The organism is Flavobacterium endoglycinae, from assembly GCF_017352115.1.
GTDB classification, from domain to species: domain Bacteria; phylum Bacteroidota; class Bacteroidia; order Flavobacteriales; family Flavobacteriaceae; genus Flavobacterium; species Flavobacterium endoglycinae.
In genome coordinates this window covers 3,531,535-3,547,441 of the sequence record NZ_CP071448.1, presented here as the reverse complement: position 1 = coordinate 3,547,441, position 15,907 = coordinate 3,531,535, and the positions used below count along the sequence as shown (strand labels likewise).

Annotated in this window: 17 protein-coding genes and 4 tRNA genes; 16 read left to right on the top strand and 5 right to left on the bottom strand. The window is 33.5% G+C overall.

The window, feature by feature from the left end:
• Positions 1-86: 86 nt before the first annotated feature.
• The 3 genes from J0383_RS15755 to tgt form a co-directional block, all read right to left on the bottom strand.
• On the bottom strand, positions 87-971 hold the full coding sequence (locus J0383_RS15755) for a DMT family transporter (RefSeq protein WP_207294950.1): 885 nt from the start codon (positions 969-971) through the stop codon (positions 87-89).
• Entirely contained in the window at positions 958-2,046 is a 1,089-nt protein-coding gene (locus tag J0383_RS15750; protein WP_207294949.1) for an LptF/LptG family permease, read from the bottom strand. The genes J0383_RS15755 and J0383_RS15750 overlap by 14 nt, the downstream gene beginning before the upstream one ends.
• Positions 2,047-2,131: 85 nt before the next feature.
• Positions 2,132-3,262, bottom strand: a complete 1,131-nt coding sequence (gene tgt / locus J0383_RS15745) for a tRNA guanosine(34) transglycosylase Tgt (protein ID WP_091497473.1) — start codon at positions 3,260-3,262, stop codon at positions 2,132-2,134.
• A 268-nt stretch (positions 3,263-3,530) separates the two neighbouring features.
• On the opposite strand from tgt, the gene J0383_RS15740 reads away from it, so the two are divergent.
• From J0383_RS15740 to J0383_RS15725, 4 genes are all read left to right on the top strand, one after another.
• The gene (locus J0383_RS15740; protein ID WP_207294948.1) at positions 3,531-3,923 is read left to right on the top strand and encodes a hypothetical protein; all 393 of its coding nucleotides are present in this window, start codon (positions 3,531-3,533) and stop codon (positions 3,921-3,923) included.
• 183 nt (positions 3,924-4,106) lie between these two features.
• Positions 4,107-4,394: a hypothetical protein gene (locus tag J0383_RS15735; protein WP_207294947.1), complete on the top strand. Its 288-nt coding sequence runs from the start codon at positions 4,107-4,109 to the stop codon at positions 4,392-4,394.
• Between the two features lie 270 nt (positions 4,395-4,664).
• Positions 4,665-5,516, top strand: coding sequence for a transketolase (locus tag J0383_RS15730; protein ID WP_207294946.1), 852 nt, complete (start codon positions 4,665-4,667; stop codon positions 5,514-5,516).
• A gap of 79 nt (positions 5,517-5,595) precedes the next feature.
• Positions 5,596-6,549, top strand: a complete 954-nt coding sequence (locus J0383_RS15725) for a transketolase family protein (protein WP_207294945.1) — start codon at positions 5,596-5,598, stop codon at positions 6,547-6,549.
• Positions 6,550-6,725: 176 nt separating this feature from the next.
• Here the strand turns inward: J0383_RS15725 and J0383_RS15720 are convergent, their stop codons facing one another.
• Positions 6,726-7,853 (bottom strand): FKBP-type peptidyl-prolyl cis-trans isomerase, encoded by a 1,128-nt coding sequence (locus J0383_RS15720; RefSeq protein ID WP_207294944.1) that lies wholly within the window; start codon positions 7,851-7,853, stop codon positions 6,726-6,728.
• A gap of 79 nt (positions 7,854-7,932) precedes the next feature.
• Between J0383_RS15720 and J0383_RS15715 the strand changes: the two genes are divergently transcribed.
• Both J0383_RS15715 and J0383_RS15710 read left to right on the top strand, forming a co-directional pair.
• Positions 7,933-8,322, top strand: a complete 390-nt coding sequence (locus tag J0383_RS15715; protein WP_207294943.1) for an RNA-binding S4 domain-containing protein — start codon at positions 7,933-7,935, stop codon at positions 8,320-8,322.
• Between the two features lie 211 nt (positions 8,323-8,533).
• Positions 8,534-9,034, top strand: a complete 501-nt coding sequence (locus tag J0383_RS15710) for a phosphoribosyltransferase family protein (RefSeq protein ID WP_207294942.1) — start codon at positions 8,534-8,536, stop codon at positions 9,032-9,034.
• On the opposite strand, the gene J0383_RS15705 is transcribed toward J0383_RS15710, so the two are convergent.
• The gene (locus J0383_RS15705; protein WP_207294941.1) at positions 9,026-9,544 is read right to left on the bottom strand and encodes a shikimate kinase; all 519 of its coding nucleotides are present in this window, start codon (positions 9,542-9,544) and stop codon (positions 9,026-9,028) included. The two genes, J0383_RS15710 and J0383_RS15705, sit on opposite strands and share 9 nt — an antisense overlap.
• A 126-nt stretch (positions 9,545-9,670) precedes the next feature.
• Here J0383_RS15705 and J0383_RS15700 point away from each other — a divergent pair.
• The 10 genes from J0383_RS15700 (at position 9,671) to J0383_RS15655 (ending at position 15,840) form a co-directional block, all read left to right on the top strand.
• Positions 9,671-9,743 (top strand) — tRNA-Lys (locus J0383_RS15700).
• A gap of 40 nt (positions 9,744-9,783) precedes the next feature.
• A tRNA-Lys gene (locus J0383_RS15695) sits at positions 9,784-9,856 on the top strand.
• Positions 9,857-9,901: 45 nt separating this feature from the next.
• Positions 9,902-9,984, top strand: a tRNA-Leu gene (locus J0383_RS15690).
• A gap of 275 nt (positions 9,985-10,259) precedes the next feature.
• Positions 10,260-10,332: transfer RNA gene (locus J0383_RS15685), tRNA-Lys, on the top strand.
• A 211-nt stretch (positions 10,333-10,543) separates the two neighbouring features.
• The gene (locus J0383_RS15680; protein WP_239023083.1) at positions 10,544-11,044 is read left to right on the top strand and encodes a tetratricopeptide repeat protein; all 501 of its coding nucleotides are present in this window, start codon (positions 10,544-10,546) and stop codon (positions 11,042-11,044) included.
• 367 nt (positions 11,045-11,411) lie between these two features.
• The gene (locus J0383_RS15675; RefSeq protein ID WP_207294940.1) at positions 11,412-12,311 is read left to right on the top strand and encodes a MerR family transcriptional regulator; all 900 of its coding nucleotides are present in this window, start codon (positions 11,412-11,414) and stop codon (positions 12,309-12,311) included.
• 38 nt (positions 12,312-12,349) lie between these two features.
• Entirely contained in the window at positions 12,350-13,816 is a 1,467-nt protein-coding gene (locus J0383_RS15670) for a phytoene desaturase family protein (protein WP_207294939.1), read from the top strand.
• 3 nt (positions 13,817-13,819) lie between these two features.
• Positions 13,820-14,659: a phytoene/squalene synthase family protein gene (locus J0383_RS15665; protein WP_207294938.1), complete on the top strand. Its 840-nt coding sequence runs from the start codon at positions 13,820-13,822 to the stop codon at positions 14,657-14,659.
• Between the two features lie 208 nt (positions 14,660-14,867).
• Positions 14,868-15,308, top strand: coding sequence for a sterol desaturase family protein (locus J0383_RS15660; protein ID WP_207294937.1), 441 nt, complete (start codon positions 14,868-14,870; stop codon positions 15,306-15,308).
• 61 nt (positions 15,309-15,369) lie between these two features.
• Positions 15,370-15,840 carry an SRPBCC family protein gene (locus J0383_RS15655; RefSeq protein ID WP_207294936.1) on the top strand — a complete coding sequence of 157 codons (471 nt, stop codon included), beginning with the start codon at positions 15,370-15,372 and terminating at the stop codon, positions 15,838-15,840.
• Positions 15,841-15,907: the final 67 nt, after the last annotated feature.

Here is a 15,907-nt window from a genome sequence, read left to right as displayed (position 1 = left end):
CCGCAAATATAAAAATATTATAGTATTCGTATAATTAATTCGTACTTAAAATATAATAATGTAATTTAAAAATAAGATTTATATTACTATTTTTCTTTGTTTTGATAATGTTTGAAAACGCCGTTTAGAATAACCGTTATAATAATTATTACTGCCCCTATATAAAATTCGACGCTCATTTTTTCTTTTCCTCCCAAAATGAAATATGCCAGAACAATTCCGTAAACTGGCTCTAAATTAGTGGTTAACATTACGGTGTATGGCGTTAATCGCTGCATTACTTTTACCGAAGCTGTAAATGCGTACGCCGTACAAATCGATGCCAAAATCAATAATAAAACCCAGTTATTTAAAGACATTTGAAAGAAATCAGCAGTGAATTTTCCTTGAATCAAAAAATAAATCGTGATAAAGAAAACGCCCGCTCCAAATTCATAAAAAGTAATAACGGAAGGTTCGTGATCTGAGATTAATTTTCCGTTCATTAAAGTAAATAAAACTCCCAAAATAATGGCTGCCAATGCATAATATACTCCCGTAAGGTATTTTATTTCAACTTGCAGTATCAAACCTAAACCTGCAATAATAACAAGTCCGAAGAAAACTTCATACCAAAGCACTTTTCGTCCGTAAAATAAGGGTTCTAACAAAGAAGCAAAAAATGCCCCTAAAGAAAAGATCGAAAGCGTAATAGAAACATTGGAAACATGTATTGCTTTAAAAAAGAAAATCCAATGCAATGCAATTAATAATCCAACGAAAATTAATTTAAAAAATTCTTTTACAGGAACTTGGAAAGACTGTTTTTTAAAGGCGATAAATCCACCTAAAAAAATCATGGCAATCAGCATTCTGTACCAAACTAGATTTTCGGCATCAATAGTAATCAAAGCACCTAAAATGGCTGTAAAACCCCAGATAAAAACAATTAAATGAAGATTTAAATAACTTTTTAAATTATCGTTTCGCATTACGTAATAAGTAAACTGCCAGAATTCCGAAAACAATATTTGGGAACCAAACAGCTAATAAAGGTGAGAAAGTCGATTTTTCGGCAAGTGTCCCGAATATTTTATCAAAAAATACAAATGAAAACGCAATCGCAATTCCTATCGCAAGGTTCATTCCCATTCCGCCACGACGTTTCATTGAAGAAACCGAAACCGCAATAATTGTCAAAATAAAAGCCGAAACTGGAATACTGTATTTTTTATAAAGCACCACTAAATAGGTATTGATGTTTCCGGAACCTCTTTTTCTTTCTTTTTCGATAAAATCAATCAGCTTACCTAAAGTCAATGTTTCAGCGATGTAAACAACAGGAGTTAAATCAGCCAGTTCGAATTTAAATTTTTCTTTTTTCTCTGGCACTTTTTCAATAACATCATTTAACTCTCCAAGCGTTCTTTTGGTATAATCGTATAAAATATAGGTTTTCGCTTTCGGATCCCATTTAATACGGCTTGCTGTGATTTTATAGGTTAATTTTTCTTTTTCGAAATGTTCTAATGTAAAATTAAAAGCGGTTTTAGACTCTTCATTAAAACTGTTTACGAAAATAAAATCGTGATCGTTAATTTGTCTGTAAACATTGGTGTTTTCACCCCGCATGAGTTCTTTACCGCCACCTTTTAAATACGTATATCTAAAGTTATTGTAACCTTCACTAGCTGCCGGTACAATAAAAAATCCCATTAACAATACAAAAAGCGAAACAATTGTTGCTCCTATAATATAAGGACGAAGAAAACGTGTAAATGAAATACCTGAGCTTAGAATGGCAATGATTTCGGTATTATTAGCCAATTTCGAAGTAAACCAAATTACCGATAAAAACAAAAATATCGGGAATAAGGAGTTGATAAAGTAAATGGTAAAATTGTAATAATAGAACGCAATATCCATAAACGGAATCTTGTTTTCGAGCATCTTGTTTACTTTTTCAGAAACGTCGATTACAATCCCGATTGGTGCAAACAAAAGAAGCATCACAGAAAAAGTTCCGAGATATCTTTTTAAGATGTATTTATCTATTATTGACAGCATATTTAAATTATGAATTATGAATTATAAATTATGAGTTAATGAATTGCGCCAACAGCTAATTCATAACTCATAATTCATAACTCTTTTAAAGTCTTTGACTCATATTTTTAACCATCATTTCTTTCCATGGCCTAAAATCTCCGGCTAAGATATGTTTTCTGGCTTCACGAACCAACCACATATAGAAACCAAGATTATGAATTGTGGCAATTTGTTTTCCTAAATATTCGTTGGCCGCAAATAAGTGACGTAAATAGGCTTTAGAATATTCTGTATCAACAAAAGTATGTCCCATTTCATCAATTGGAGAAAAATCAGCTTCCCACTTTTTGTTTTTAATATTGATCGTTCCGTTTGCGGTAAACAACATACCATTTCTTGCATTACGGGTTGGCATAACGCAGTCGAACATATCAATTCCTAACGCAATATTTTCTAATATATTGATTGGAGTTCCCACTCCCATTAAATAACGTGGTTTGTCTTCTGGAAGGATTTCGCACACTACTTCTGTCATAGCATACATTTCTTCTGCAGGTTCACCAACAGAAAGTCCGCCAATTGCATTTCCTTGTTGTCCAGAATTAGCAATATATTCAGCCGACTGGCGACGCAGATCTTTATATGTACTTCCTTGAACAATTGGAAAAAACGTTTGCTCATATCCATATTTATAAGGAACTTTCTCCAAATGATTAATGCAACGATCTAACCAACGATGCGTCATATGCATAGAACGCTGTGCATAACGGTAATCACAAGGGTAAGGGGTACATTCGTCAAATGCCATAATAATATCAGCACCAATGGTACGCTGAATTTCCATTACATTTTCTGGAGTAAAAAAGTGGTACGAACCGTCGATATGCGATTTAAACTTCACACCTTCTTCTTTAATTTTTCTATTTGAAGAAAGAGAATATACTTGATATCCGCCAGAATCAGTCAAAATATTGCGATCCCAATTCATGAATTTGTGCAATCCTCCTGCTTTTTCAAGAATTTCAGTCTGCGGACGTAAATATAAATGGTAGGTGTTTCCTAAAATAATATCAGGATTTATTTCTTCTTTAAGTTCTCGCTGATGCACTCCTTTTACAGAAGCAACCGTTCCAACGGGCATAAAAATAGGAGTTTCTATAACTCCGTGATCTGTAGTAATACTTCCCGCTCTCGCTTTCGACTGCGGATCTTTCTGTAATAAATCAAACTTCATAAATTCGTTTTTCTCCCTATCGTTCGGGACGGCAAAGATAAACCAATTTGAGGAAAATTTAAGTAGAAAATTTGTCAATTAGATAATTATAAAAATCGATATTCCATTTATTCCAATTTTTCATACTTCAAATCATTATTTTTAAATAGCTCTTCATTTTTTAATTCTCTAACCTTTGAAAAATAAACTATCAAAATCATTATAAATGGTGATGCCGAGTAAAAATCATGAATCTATTTTTGCTTCACACTTTTTAATTTTAATATATATGGGATTAGCAGAAAAAAGATTAGCAGAATCGATTAAAACAGAAAAACTTCCAGCTTTTGAACAAAAACTATACGAACGCTCAGGCTATAATATTACGGTAGATATTGACTGGGCAACTTTTACAGCTTATGATGAATATCCATTATCAAGATTAGACATTGTATTTGATGATATCGAATCGTTTGTAAAAAAAATCTGCAGCGATGAAATAGGAAAAGAAGCTTTAAAAGAAAGTATGTCGATTATCAAACTAACAAACACTGACGACAGCAATGAGGTAAAAATGGAATTAAAAGATTCTACTCTATTCTTAAATTTTCAACTGGCAGGATCAACTTTCAGTTCTTTTACTGATTCACAGATTGCCAGTTATGTGGAAGGAAAATTATAATTCTTGATTTGGAATTTGGAATTTTAAAAAATTGGAACTTTCACAAAACATGTAAAAGGTAGAATTCCCAAACGTAATATTATAACATTCTCAAAACATGAATTATATAATTTTACAAAGCATAAAGAGATAACCAACTACGTTATTTCGACTTGCTTTAGCCATTATTAAAACCGTAGGATTATGAAAAATTCTGAAAAAACGAATGAGAATGAAATCGAACGCAATCTGGATGAAATGAATTATCCGGCCAGCGAAGACATTTACAACAATGAAGATAAATTAGAAGATATTGACGCTGATGAAATTTCTACCGATAAAACCATCACTCAAAATAATAATGAATGGAAACAGAATAGCGACAAACTAGGAAACGATTTAGACATTCCCGGCTCTGAACTTGATGACCAACAAGAAGAAATTGGTTCTGAAGACGAGGAAAACAACTATTACAGCGAAGGTGACAACTGATGCTGTTTTTACTTATAAAAAAATTGTATTTAAAAGTCCTGCCTAAACGCAGGACTTTTTTATTAACAATTTTTTTTTTTCAGGATTGAAAATAAATTGTAAAAACCACACTTATTAAGGACTCAAAGACGAAACGGTCGTTATATTTTTTTAATTAATGTAAGAAAATCGGCTAAATTTAACAATTGCTGTAAAACTAAAGCAGAAAATCATTTGTCTTCCCGCAAAATAAAAATTACTTTTGCTACCAGTTTAACTTTTACATATAAAATGAAGCCTAACACACAACAATTAAGCGATTTAACGATCCAGGTAAGAAGAGATATTCTTAGAATGGTACATGCTGTCAACTCAGGTCACCCAGGTGGATCATTAGGTTGTACTGAATTTTTGGTAACATTATACCAAAATATTATGGAACGTAAAGAAGGTTTTGACATGGACGGAATTGGAGAAGATATCTTCTTCCTTTCAAACGGACATATTTCACCAGTATTTTATAGCGTTTTAGCTCGTAGCGGCTATTTCCCAATTTCAGAACTTGCAACCTTTAGATTATTAAACTCTCGTTTACAAGGACACCCTACAACTCACGAAGGATTACCTGGAGTTCGTATGGCTTCTGGATCATTAGGACAAGGTTTATCTGTTGCTCTTGGTGCGGCTCAAGCTAAAAAATTAAATGGTGATAAACATTTAGTTTTTACATTACACGGAGATGGAGAGTTACAAGAAGGACAAAACTGGGAAGCTATCATGTATGCTTCTGCTAAAAAAGTAGACAACCTTATTGCAACTGTAGACGTTAATGGAAAACAAATTGACGGAACAACTGATGAAGTTTTAGCAATGGGAAGCCTTCGTGCTAAATTTGAAGCTTTCGACTGGGATGTTTTAGAAATTGCAGAAGGAAACAATATCGATGCTATTATCGCAGGATATACAGATGCTAAATCAAGAACCGGAAAAGGAAAACCAGTTTGTGTACTATTACATACAGAAATGGGCAACGGAGTTGATTTTATGATGCACACTCATGCTTGGCATGGTAAAGCTCCAAACAACGAGCAGTTAGAAAACGCTCTTGCTCAAAACTATTCTGCAGATCAGGTTGACTATTAAAAAGTGTGCCGTTTCAGTGTTGGGTTTTCAGCTTAGAATCCCAAGTTACTTAGAAGCTTAGCATCTCAAAAAATAAAAAATGAAAAAATATACAAATACAGGAAGTAAAGATACTCGTTCTGGTTTTGGAGCGGGAATGACTGAATTAGGTCAAAAAAACGAAAATGTAGTAGCATTATGTGCTGACTTAATCGGATCATTAAAATTTGATGATTTCAAAAAGAATCACCCAGAGCGTTTTTTCCAAATTGGTATCGCAGAAGCGAACATGATTGGAATTGCAGCAGGTTTAACAATTGGAGGAAAAATTCCTTTTACAGGAACTTTTGCTAACTTTTCTACCGGAAGAGTTTACGATCAAATCCGTCAGTCTGTTGCTTATTCAGATAAAAACGTAAAAATTTGTGCTTCTCACGCTGGTTTAACACTAGGTGAAGACGGTGCCACACACCAAATCTTAGAAGATATCGGGTTAATGAAAATGTTACCTGGTATGACTGTAATCAATACTTGCGATTACAACCAGACAAAAGCTGCAACTTTAGCTTTAGCAGATCACCACGGTCCTGCTTATTTACGTTTCGGGCGTCCAGTTGTACCTAACTTCACACCTGCTGATGAGCCTTTCGTAATTGGAAAAGCAATCATGTTAAATGAAGGAACAGATGTTACTATTATTGCAACAGGACATTTAGTTTGGGAAGCACTTATCGCAGCTGAAGCTCTTGAAGCAAAAGGAATTTCTGCTGAAGTAATCAACATCCATACTATTAAACCTCTTGACGAAGAAGCTATTTTAAAATCTGTGGCTAAAACCAAATGTGTAGTTACGGCAGAAGAACACAACTACCTTGGAGGTCTTGGAGAAAGTGTTTCTGGAGTATTAGCTTTAAACAATCCAACGCCACAAGAATTTGTAGCAGTTAAAGATAGTTTTGGAGAATCTGGAACTCCTGAGCAATTAATGGAGAAATACAAGTTAAACAACCAAGCAATTGTTGAAGCTGTAGAAAGAGTAATCAAAAGAAAATAATTCATTTTCTCATCTCATAAAAAAACCTCGAAATTCACATTTCGAGGTTTTTTATTTTATGGTCTTTTTTCTTATCCATTATTTAATTGTGAAATAGAATTTTTAGTTTCATATAAAGACAAAAAAAACCTCAAAATTGAATTTTGAGGTTTTCTATTTCTAATTAATCCTTGAAACTATTTTTTCTGATAAGGATATGTTTTATCTAAATGTATTCTTAATCTTCCCGCCGCAGTATAATCTTCATCCACAAACTTCTTAGGATTTGATATAGATTCTGGCTGAGAAGGATCTGTAAGAGCACCTGTTGGTCTTCTCGGAATTCCTCTAGGTTCAGTTTCATCTGTATTTGGTGTATTTGGATTGTCTACAACCGGATCCCAAGGATAATATGTACTTATACCGTAATTAAACCCATTAACAATACCAACTTGTCCTGCAGGTTTTGTCAATTCATAATACGTTGAAAATCCATCACCATCATCATCTGTATCTACAAAATCAGCAATACCATCGCCATCAGTATCATCTGTAAAACCAGCTGGCGGAGTTGGGAATCTTGATGTATCTCTTACATCATATAGATAACCATCTTTATTAATATCTTCATCTACATCAAAAACACCATCAAAATCATGATCCAATCGCTGCAGGTTAAACAATTTAAAACTAAATACCAAACAAGAATACGAAGGTATATCTCCAACTCCACCACCGTAATATGCTAATCCTGAAGGCAGGAACATAACCCCAGCTCCGTAATTATCATAGGTAATTGAACCATCTGCGCCAGTTGTTGAAGTTCCAGTTTTAAATTTAGGAAAAATTTCACCCCATCCATCTATTACAGATGAAGCAGCATGCATATACAATTCAAAACTTCTCGCGACTCCATAAGAAGAATCAAAAACTTTTCCATTTAATAAAGTTCCTTCATAAGAAGCAGAAATTCGATCTGTGTTTGTAGGTGCTAATCCTGTTCCTTCTCTTAAACTCAAATAATATACATCATAATTAACATCATGATTGTAAACTTTTCTGGTCTGCAACGGATAAACTTTTTGATCCCAGATAGAAACCTGAGTCCCACCCGCAGGAATCTTAGTTATTTTAATATCATAATTAGCCGTAACTTCTTCAATATAATGGGTTTTTAAATATGCCTCAATAGAGTCTTTGTCTGCTTTATACTGCTCCTTATAATCTCTCAAAGGAACTGTTTCAGGATCATCATGATCTTTATTACAAGAAACCATTGCAATACCTGCAAGTAATAAAACAAAGTAATATTTAAATTTATTCATTATTGTTATTTTTTTAGGTGCGCAAGATACAATATTGATTTATTTTTGTAAAGAATTTAACTTGGATTTTAGAAAAATTATGAGGATAGATAAATACCTGTGGTGCGTACGTTATTATAAGACCAGAAATATGGTAACCGAGGCCTGCAAAAAGAATCAGGTTACTGTAAATGGGCAGGTTGCAAAACCATCGAAAGAAGTTTTTCCTACCGACCGAATTACCTTTAGAAAAGATCAGATTACCTATATAATAACTGTACTGGATATTCCAGAAAATCGTGTTGGAGCAAAACTTGTCGATATTTATCGTAAAAACGAAACTCCGCCTGAAGCATTCGAACATTTAGAAATGCTGAAACTTTCTAAAGAACATTATCGCAGAAGCGGTACAGGAAGGCCTACCAAAAAAGATCGTCGTGATATTGACGACTACGGAAATGATTTTATTGACGACGACGACGAGATTTAGAAAATTAATTATCAATTTTTAAAAATTTCAAATTCCAAAGTAATCCATATTCAATAATGAAATCCCAATTTCAAACTACGAGATTGGATTTGAAACTTGGAATTTGGAATTCCATCATTGATTTTCATCAGTGATTTTTAATCCCAAAAAATGGAATTTGGAATTTAAATTTTGGAATTTATTATTTGTACATTAGCCAAAAAATTACATCATGAGCAAGAATATCATCTTAACCAATCAGGAAATCGAACACAAAATAAAACGTATCGCGTATCAGATTTACGAAACATTTGTTGACGAAGAAGAAGTTGTAATTGCCGGAATTGCTTCTAGCGGTTCTATTTTTGCTCAAAAAATTGCTTCGGCTTTAAAAGATATTTCTACTTTAAAAGTTTCACTTTGCGAAGTAAAAGTCGACAAACAGAATCCGCAACTGCCAATTCAGACTTCTTTAACAAAAGAAGAATATGCCAACAAAGGATTAGTTTTGGTTGATGATGTATTAAATTCTGGAACTACCTTAATATATGCAGTCCGTCATTTCTTAGATGTACCACTTAAAAAATTCAAGACTGCAGTTCTAGTTGACCGAAACCATAAAAAATATCCTGTAAAAGCTGATTTTAAAGGAATTTCTCTTTCAACATCACTATTAGAACACGTTCAGGTTGTTTTTGATGAAAACGGAGACAATTACGCCTTCTTAAGCTAATATTGCCAATATATCGTTTACCGTATCTTCGACTGTTTTATGATCAACCGACACTTTATGCTGTGCATGGTTGTAATAAAAACTTCTGTCGAACAAATGCTTCGCGATAAATTCTTTCATTTCCTCTTCATTCATATCAGCAATTAACGGGCGCTTGCTTTTGTTATGCACTAATCTATTATATAAAGTCTCAATCGAAGCTTTTAAATAAACTGAAATTATATCATCTCGTTGCAATAACAAATGATTATTGGCATAACATGGGGTTCCTCCGCCTAAACCAATAATGTAATTTTCTGAAGATTGAAGCAATTCTAGAAACATTTCATGCTCTAATTTTCGAAAATAGATCTCTCCATGCTTTTCAAAAATCTCTTTTATGGACAAATTTGCTCTTTTTTCGATGCAAATATCTAAATCCAAAAACGGAATATTGGTAATTTTTGACAGATTTTGGGCGATCGTTGACTTTCCGCATCCCATATATCCTAATAAAACGATTTTTTTCATTTCAATAAAACCCTATAAACTAGGGCGTTGTAAAAGTTAATTAAAAAAAGACAAAATTATAATAAAAACGCTTGCAAATTATAAAATAAACTCCGTATATTTGCACCCGCATTCAAGAAATTAAATGACTCGATAGCTCAGTCGGTAGAGCACATCACTTTTAATGATGGGGTCCTGGGTTCGAGCCCCAGTCGGGTCACAAATTTTGTAATAAACAAATTAAATTTCTTGAAAGCAATGACTCGATAGCTCAGTCGGTAGAGCACATCACTTTTAATGATGGGGTCCTGGGTTCGAGCCCCAGTCGGGTCACAAAAAGGTCGAGTAATTTAATTTACTTGACCTTTTTCATTTTTAGGCCATGTGGAGAAACGGTAGACTCGCCATCTTGAGGGGGTGGTGCTCGTAAGGGCGTGAGGGTTCAAATCCCTCCATGGTCACGCAACGGGACAAAGAAGATTTTTTCTGCTTTGTCCCGTTTTTCTTTGAGGTTAAATTTCTTTTCATCGTACGTTTCAAAAATCTCAAAAGAGAATAATAATTCCAAAAGCATTAGGAAGTTCAACTCTGCATCAGCATTTAAAAAATAAAAATATATTTCACTGCAAAATAAGCAGTTAGAACCATAAGGTAAAATTTATTTAAAATTCGCCTTAAAAAAGTACCGTTAAGCTAAAATAAGACCTTATATTTGCACCCTCATTGAAGAAATGAAGACTCGATAGCTCAGTCGGTAGAGCACATCACTTTTAATGATGGGGTCCTGGGTTCGAGCCCCAGTCGGGTCACAAAAGGTTGAGTAATTTATTTTACTCAGCCTTTTTTTGTTTTAAGCTAAACTATTACCAATATCTTTAAGTAACCCGTTTAAGCATCCCACATACAAAGCGAAATTCAACAGCAAATAATCCTAATTATTTTACGTATAATTCTTTCAAAAAAGCAGAACTTTCTTAAATTCGTTTTCGAATAATTAATCACTAATCCCAAATTAGTTTTATGAAAAACCTACTACTTGTATCATTTCTTATGATCAGCTGCTCGATCTGGGCACAATCTGCAACTGCTTATTTTGACAAAGCTTTCAAAAAAGCCGAAGCTGGAAATCACAAAGGCGCCATTGCCGATTACAACAAAGCCATCAGCATGAATTCGAAATTTGTTGAAGCCTACCAAAACAGAGGTGTCGCAAAATTCAAATTAAAAGATTACAAAGGCGCTTTGGCTGATTTTAGCAAAACAATCGATCTTGACAGCATGAATGCCGATGCGTATACGGGTCGTGCCAATGTAAACTTTACGCTTTCAAATTTTAATGAAGCAATCGAAGACTGTACCTCATCACTTGGCTTAAATCCTAAAGATTATATCGCTTACAATTTAAGAGGACTTGCCTACAATAAAATTGGAGACAAGAAAAACGCTTGTGCTGATTTTTCTAAAGCAATCGAGCTTGGCAGTAAAAGTGCCGCTGTGAATAAAGCTTCGATATGCAAATAACATTTTTAAAAATAATTCAAACAAAAAGCGCAAAGTTTTTGACTTTGCGCTTTTTTCATAATCGAATTTTCACCTAAATATATTCCTTAATTTTTTCTACAGAAGTTCTTTTTTTTCAGAAGTAAAAAAGAATATTTCCAAGACATCCTGACTATTATTTGATTTCAATATCTTCACATACTACATTTCTTTTTTATAATATATCATTTTGTTATTTTTTTTAATACCTTACAAATCTTAAAACAATACAATTCGTATATAGGTTTAATTCTCCAAATCGTAAACCTCTAACAATCTTTTCTTTTTAAGATTGTTTTAATGTTGCTTTTAAGATTTTATTTTACTTTTGTTCACTTAATTACATAAAATGGTAAACAATATTAAAACTGTTTTCAGTATAAAAGATCTCGAAAATTTATCTGGTATTAAAGCACACACCATTCGTATCTGGGAAAAAAGATATAACATTCTGGAACCCATGCGTACAGATACGAATATAAGGCTATACAACCTGCAAAATTTACAGAAGCTTTTAAATATTACCTTATTACACGAATACGGTTATAAAATTTCTAAGATCGCTACCTATCCGGAAGAAAAGATTCCGCAGCTGGTTCGCGAAATTATATCAAAGAAAAACTCTCAGAATTACGCCATTACTTCGTTTAAAATGGCAATGATGAATTTCGACCAGGAATTGTTTTTCAATACTTTTGACTGGCTTATTTCTGAGAAAACTTTTAAAGAAGTTTTCAAAGATCATTTTTTACCATTATTAAAAGAATTAGGATTATTATGGCAGTCAGAAACCATAACTCCGGCAAATGAACATTTCATGAGCCATTTGATCAAACAGAAAATCCTGATTTATACCGAAAGCCTTCAGATTCAAAAACCAACAAAAACAGACCGAATTTTTGTGCTTTCACTTCCGTTGAATGAAATTCATCAAATTGGTTTGTTATATCTGCAATACGAAATTTTATCAAGAGGGTATAAAACCATTTATCTGGGCGAAAGTATGCCTATTGAAAACCTTCAGGATTTGACCAAACATTTTGAAAACATCACTTTTGTTTCCTTCATGACCATTCAGCCGGATCGAAATGTAATCAACCAATACGTACGTTCTATGGGGCAGAAATTACTGCAGAATAACAATGAAATATGGCTTATGGGTAAAATGGTTGAACATATTGACAGAAAGGTTTTACCTGAAAGAATCCATATTTTCGACTCGATGGAAGAAACAATGGAACGTTTTTAAAAGTTTTGTTTAAAGTTTTTGTTATATTTGTTAAACAAATGACAAAAACTATCGCAATATTAGGATCAGGCTTTTCTTCATTAGCCGCTTCTTGTTACCTTGCACAGCAGGGAAACCAAGTAACTATTTATGAAAAAAATCCAACAATTGGCGGCCGTGCCCGACAATTTAAAAAAGACGGTTTTACATTTGACATGGGGCCAAGCTGGTATTGGATGCCTGATGTTTTTGAACGTTTCTTTCAGGATTTTAATAAAAAACCTTCTGATTATTACGAACTCATAAAGTTAAATCCTGCTTACAGGGTTTATTTTGGCATTAATGATTTCATTAGCATTTGTGATAATTTAGAAGATATAAAATCAGCTTTTGAAGCTATTGAAAAAGGAAGTGCCGTAAAACTTCAAAAGTTTATTGATCAAGCAAAAAGCAATTACGATATCGCCATAAAAGATTTGGTATACCGTCCCGGAGTTTCTCCGCTGGAATTAGTTACACCACAGACAGCTTTAAAACTTAATCAATTTTTCAGCTCCGTAAGCGCTGATATTCGGAAAGAATTCAAAAACGAAAAACTGATCCAGATTTTAGAATTTCCTGTTTTGTTTCTAGGTGCAAAACCCACTAAAACACCTTCTTTTTACAATTTCATGAATTACGCCGATTTCGGCTTAGGAACTTGGCATCCCAAAACCGGAATGCACGATGTTGTAAAAGCAATGGAAAAACTAGCTTTAGAATTGGGCGTTACCATAAAGACGAATTCTCCTGTTGAACGAATTATAGTTGAAAATAAATCAGCAATAGGAATTTTAATCAATGGTGAAATTATAAAAGCAGATATTATTGTAAGCGGAGCCGATTACCAACATACCGAAACGTTACTAGAAAAAGAGCATCGGGCTTATTCTGAAAAATATTGGGAAAGCCGCGTTTTTGCTCCTTCTTCACTCCTATTTTTTGTTGGTTTTAATAAAAAAATAGAAAACATTTCGCATCACGCCTTATTCTTTGATGTTGATTTCAATCAGCATGCAGCCGATATTTACGACAATCCAAAATGGCCGAAAGAACCTTTGTTCTACGCCAATTTCCCATCTAAAACAGATACAACTGCTGCACCCGACGGAATGGAATCTGGATTTTTTCTGATCCCGTTAGCTCCGGGAATTGAAGATACACCAGCATTACGATTTCTCTATTTCGAAAAAATAATCGCTCGTTTTGAGCAACTTACACAGCAGAGCATTAAAAATAACATTATCTTTAAGGAATCATTCTGTAAAAATGACTTTGTAACAGATTACAACGCGTACAAAGGAAATGCTTACGGAATGGCCAATACTTTATTGCAGACCGCGTTTTTAAGACCCAAATTAAAAAGTAAAAAAGTCCGAAATTTATATTTCACAGGACAATTAACCGTTCCAGGGCCGGGAGTTCCTCCAGCCTTAATTTCAGGAAAACTGACCGCTGAATTAATTCAAAAATCTTTAAGATCTTAAAAAATGAAATCACTATTCGACGCCGTTTCTTTTAAATGCAGCAAACTCGTAACCAAAAATTACAGTTCTTCTTTTTCGCTTGCGGTAAAAATGCTTTCCCCTAGTATTCGCGATGCCATTTACAGTATTTACGGATTTGTTCGTTTTGCTGACGAAATCGTAGATTCATTTCATGATTACGAAAAAGAATATCTGATTGATGATTTTGAAAAAGAATACTACAAAGCAATGCAATTAGGCATCAGCTTAAATCCGATTCTAAATTCTTTTCAGCAAACTGTAAAACAATACAATATTACCGATGATATGGTTCAAGCTTTTCTAAAAAGCATGAAACTTGATCTTATCAAATCAAATTATCAAACCCAAACCGAATATATAGATTACATCTACGGATCTGCTGATGTAGTGGGATTGATGTGTCTAAAAGTTTTTGTTTCAGGAAAAGAACATAAATACGAACAATTAAAAAACGAAGCCATGCGTTTGGGATCGGCTTTTCAGAAAGTAAATTTCTTAAGAGATTTAAAAGACGACAACCTGATTTTAAACCGAACGTATTTTCCGGGAGTTAACCTCAACAATTTCAACGAAGATTCGAAAACACAAATCATCAATGAAATCGAAGAAGATTTCCGAATTGCTTATCAAGGAATTGTAAAACTGCCAATCGAAGCGAAATTTGGGGTTTACACCGCTTATGTATATTATAAAAAACTGCTGAAAAAGCTGAAGAATACACCGTATTATGAAATTGGAAATTCCAGAATCAGGGTTTCGAATTACACAAAAGCTGGACTTTTAGCGCAGTCTTTTGTAACCTATAAATTGAAATTGGTTTAATTTAAACACATAGAATCATAAAAGGCATTTTACTTGTATAACATAGCTATATGTTAGAAACTAGTTTCTTTCCACAATCTTTTCAAGAAAAATAAAAATATGTCTCTATGTGTTTAAAAAACGAAATGCTTTTGAGTTAACCTTTTATAATATAAAGCTAAACTCAAAATCCACAAAATGATACTTTTAATATTTGAATAATTGTAAAATGATTTCCTTCTTAATCTTTTTAGGCGTTTTTCTGTTTATGGAATGTGTGACCTGGTTTACGCACAAGTACATCATGCACGGTTTTATGTGGTACTTTCACTCCGATCATCATCAACCGAAATACGAAAACACCTTTGAACGCAACGATATATTCTTCGTCATTTTTGCTACTCCTAGTATAATCTTGTTCTATCTTGGTGTACAAGGCGGATTCAACTATTTGTTTTTCATTGCCTGCGGAATCACTCTTTATGGAGTGTGTTATTTTCTAATTCACGATGTTTTGATTCACCAGCGCTTTAAATGGTTTAAAAACACCAAAAACAAATACCTCATCGGATTAAGAAAAGCACATAAAATTCACCACAAACACCTTAACAAAGAAAAAGGAGAATGCTTCGGGATGTTGTTCGTACCCTTTAAATATTATAAAATATAAAATTATTAGATGTTTTCCGCGGCAGCGGATGAGCTCACGTGTTCAAGAATAATTTGTGATTATGAAATTATATAAAATAGTAACCGTACAACATATCAATGCCAGTGTAGAAGAATGCTGGGATTTTTTCTCAAGCCCGAAAAACCTGCAGACTATTACGCTCGATAACATGAATTTCCAAATTCAGGATTACGACGACAAACGTATGTATCACGGACAGATTATAACCTATACCTTAAAACCACTTTTTGGAATCAAAATTTCGTGGGTCACGGAAATTACAGCTTGTAAAGAAAACGAGTACTTTATAGATATTCAGCGTTTTGGTCCTTACAAACTTTGGCATCACAAACACTTTTTTGAACGATTAGAAGACGGCAGCACCAAAATGACCGACATTGTTCATTATGCTCTTCCTTTCGGAATTTTAGGACGGATCGTGAATCGATTAGTTGTAAAAACCAAACTAAAAAACATCTTCGATTACCGATATAACAAAATCGAAGAATTGTTTAATTCTAAAAAAGCTTAAAAATTTAAACACATAGAAACATAGAATTTAGAGGAAGAAAAAAGGCGTTTCACTCACATACATACAC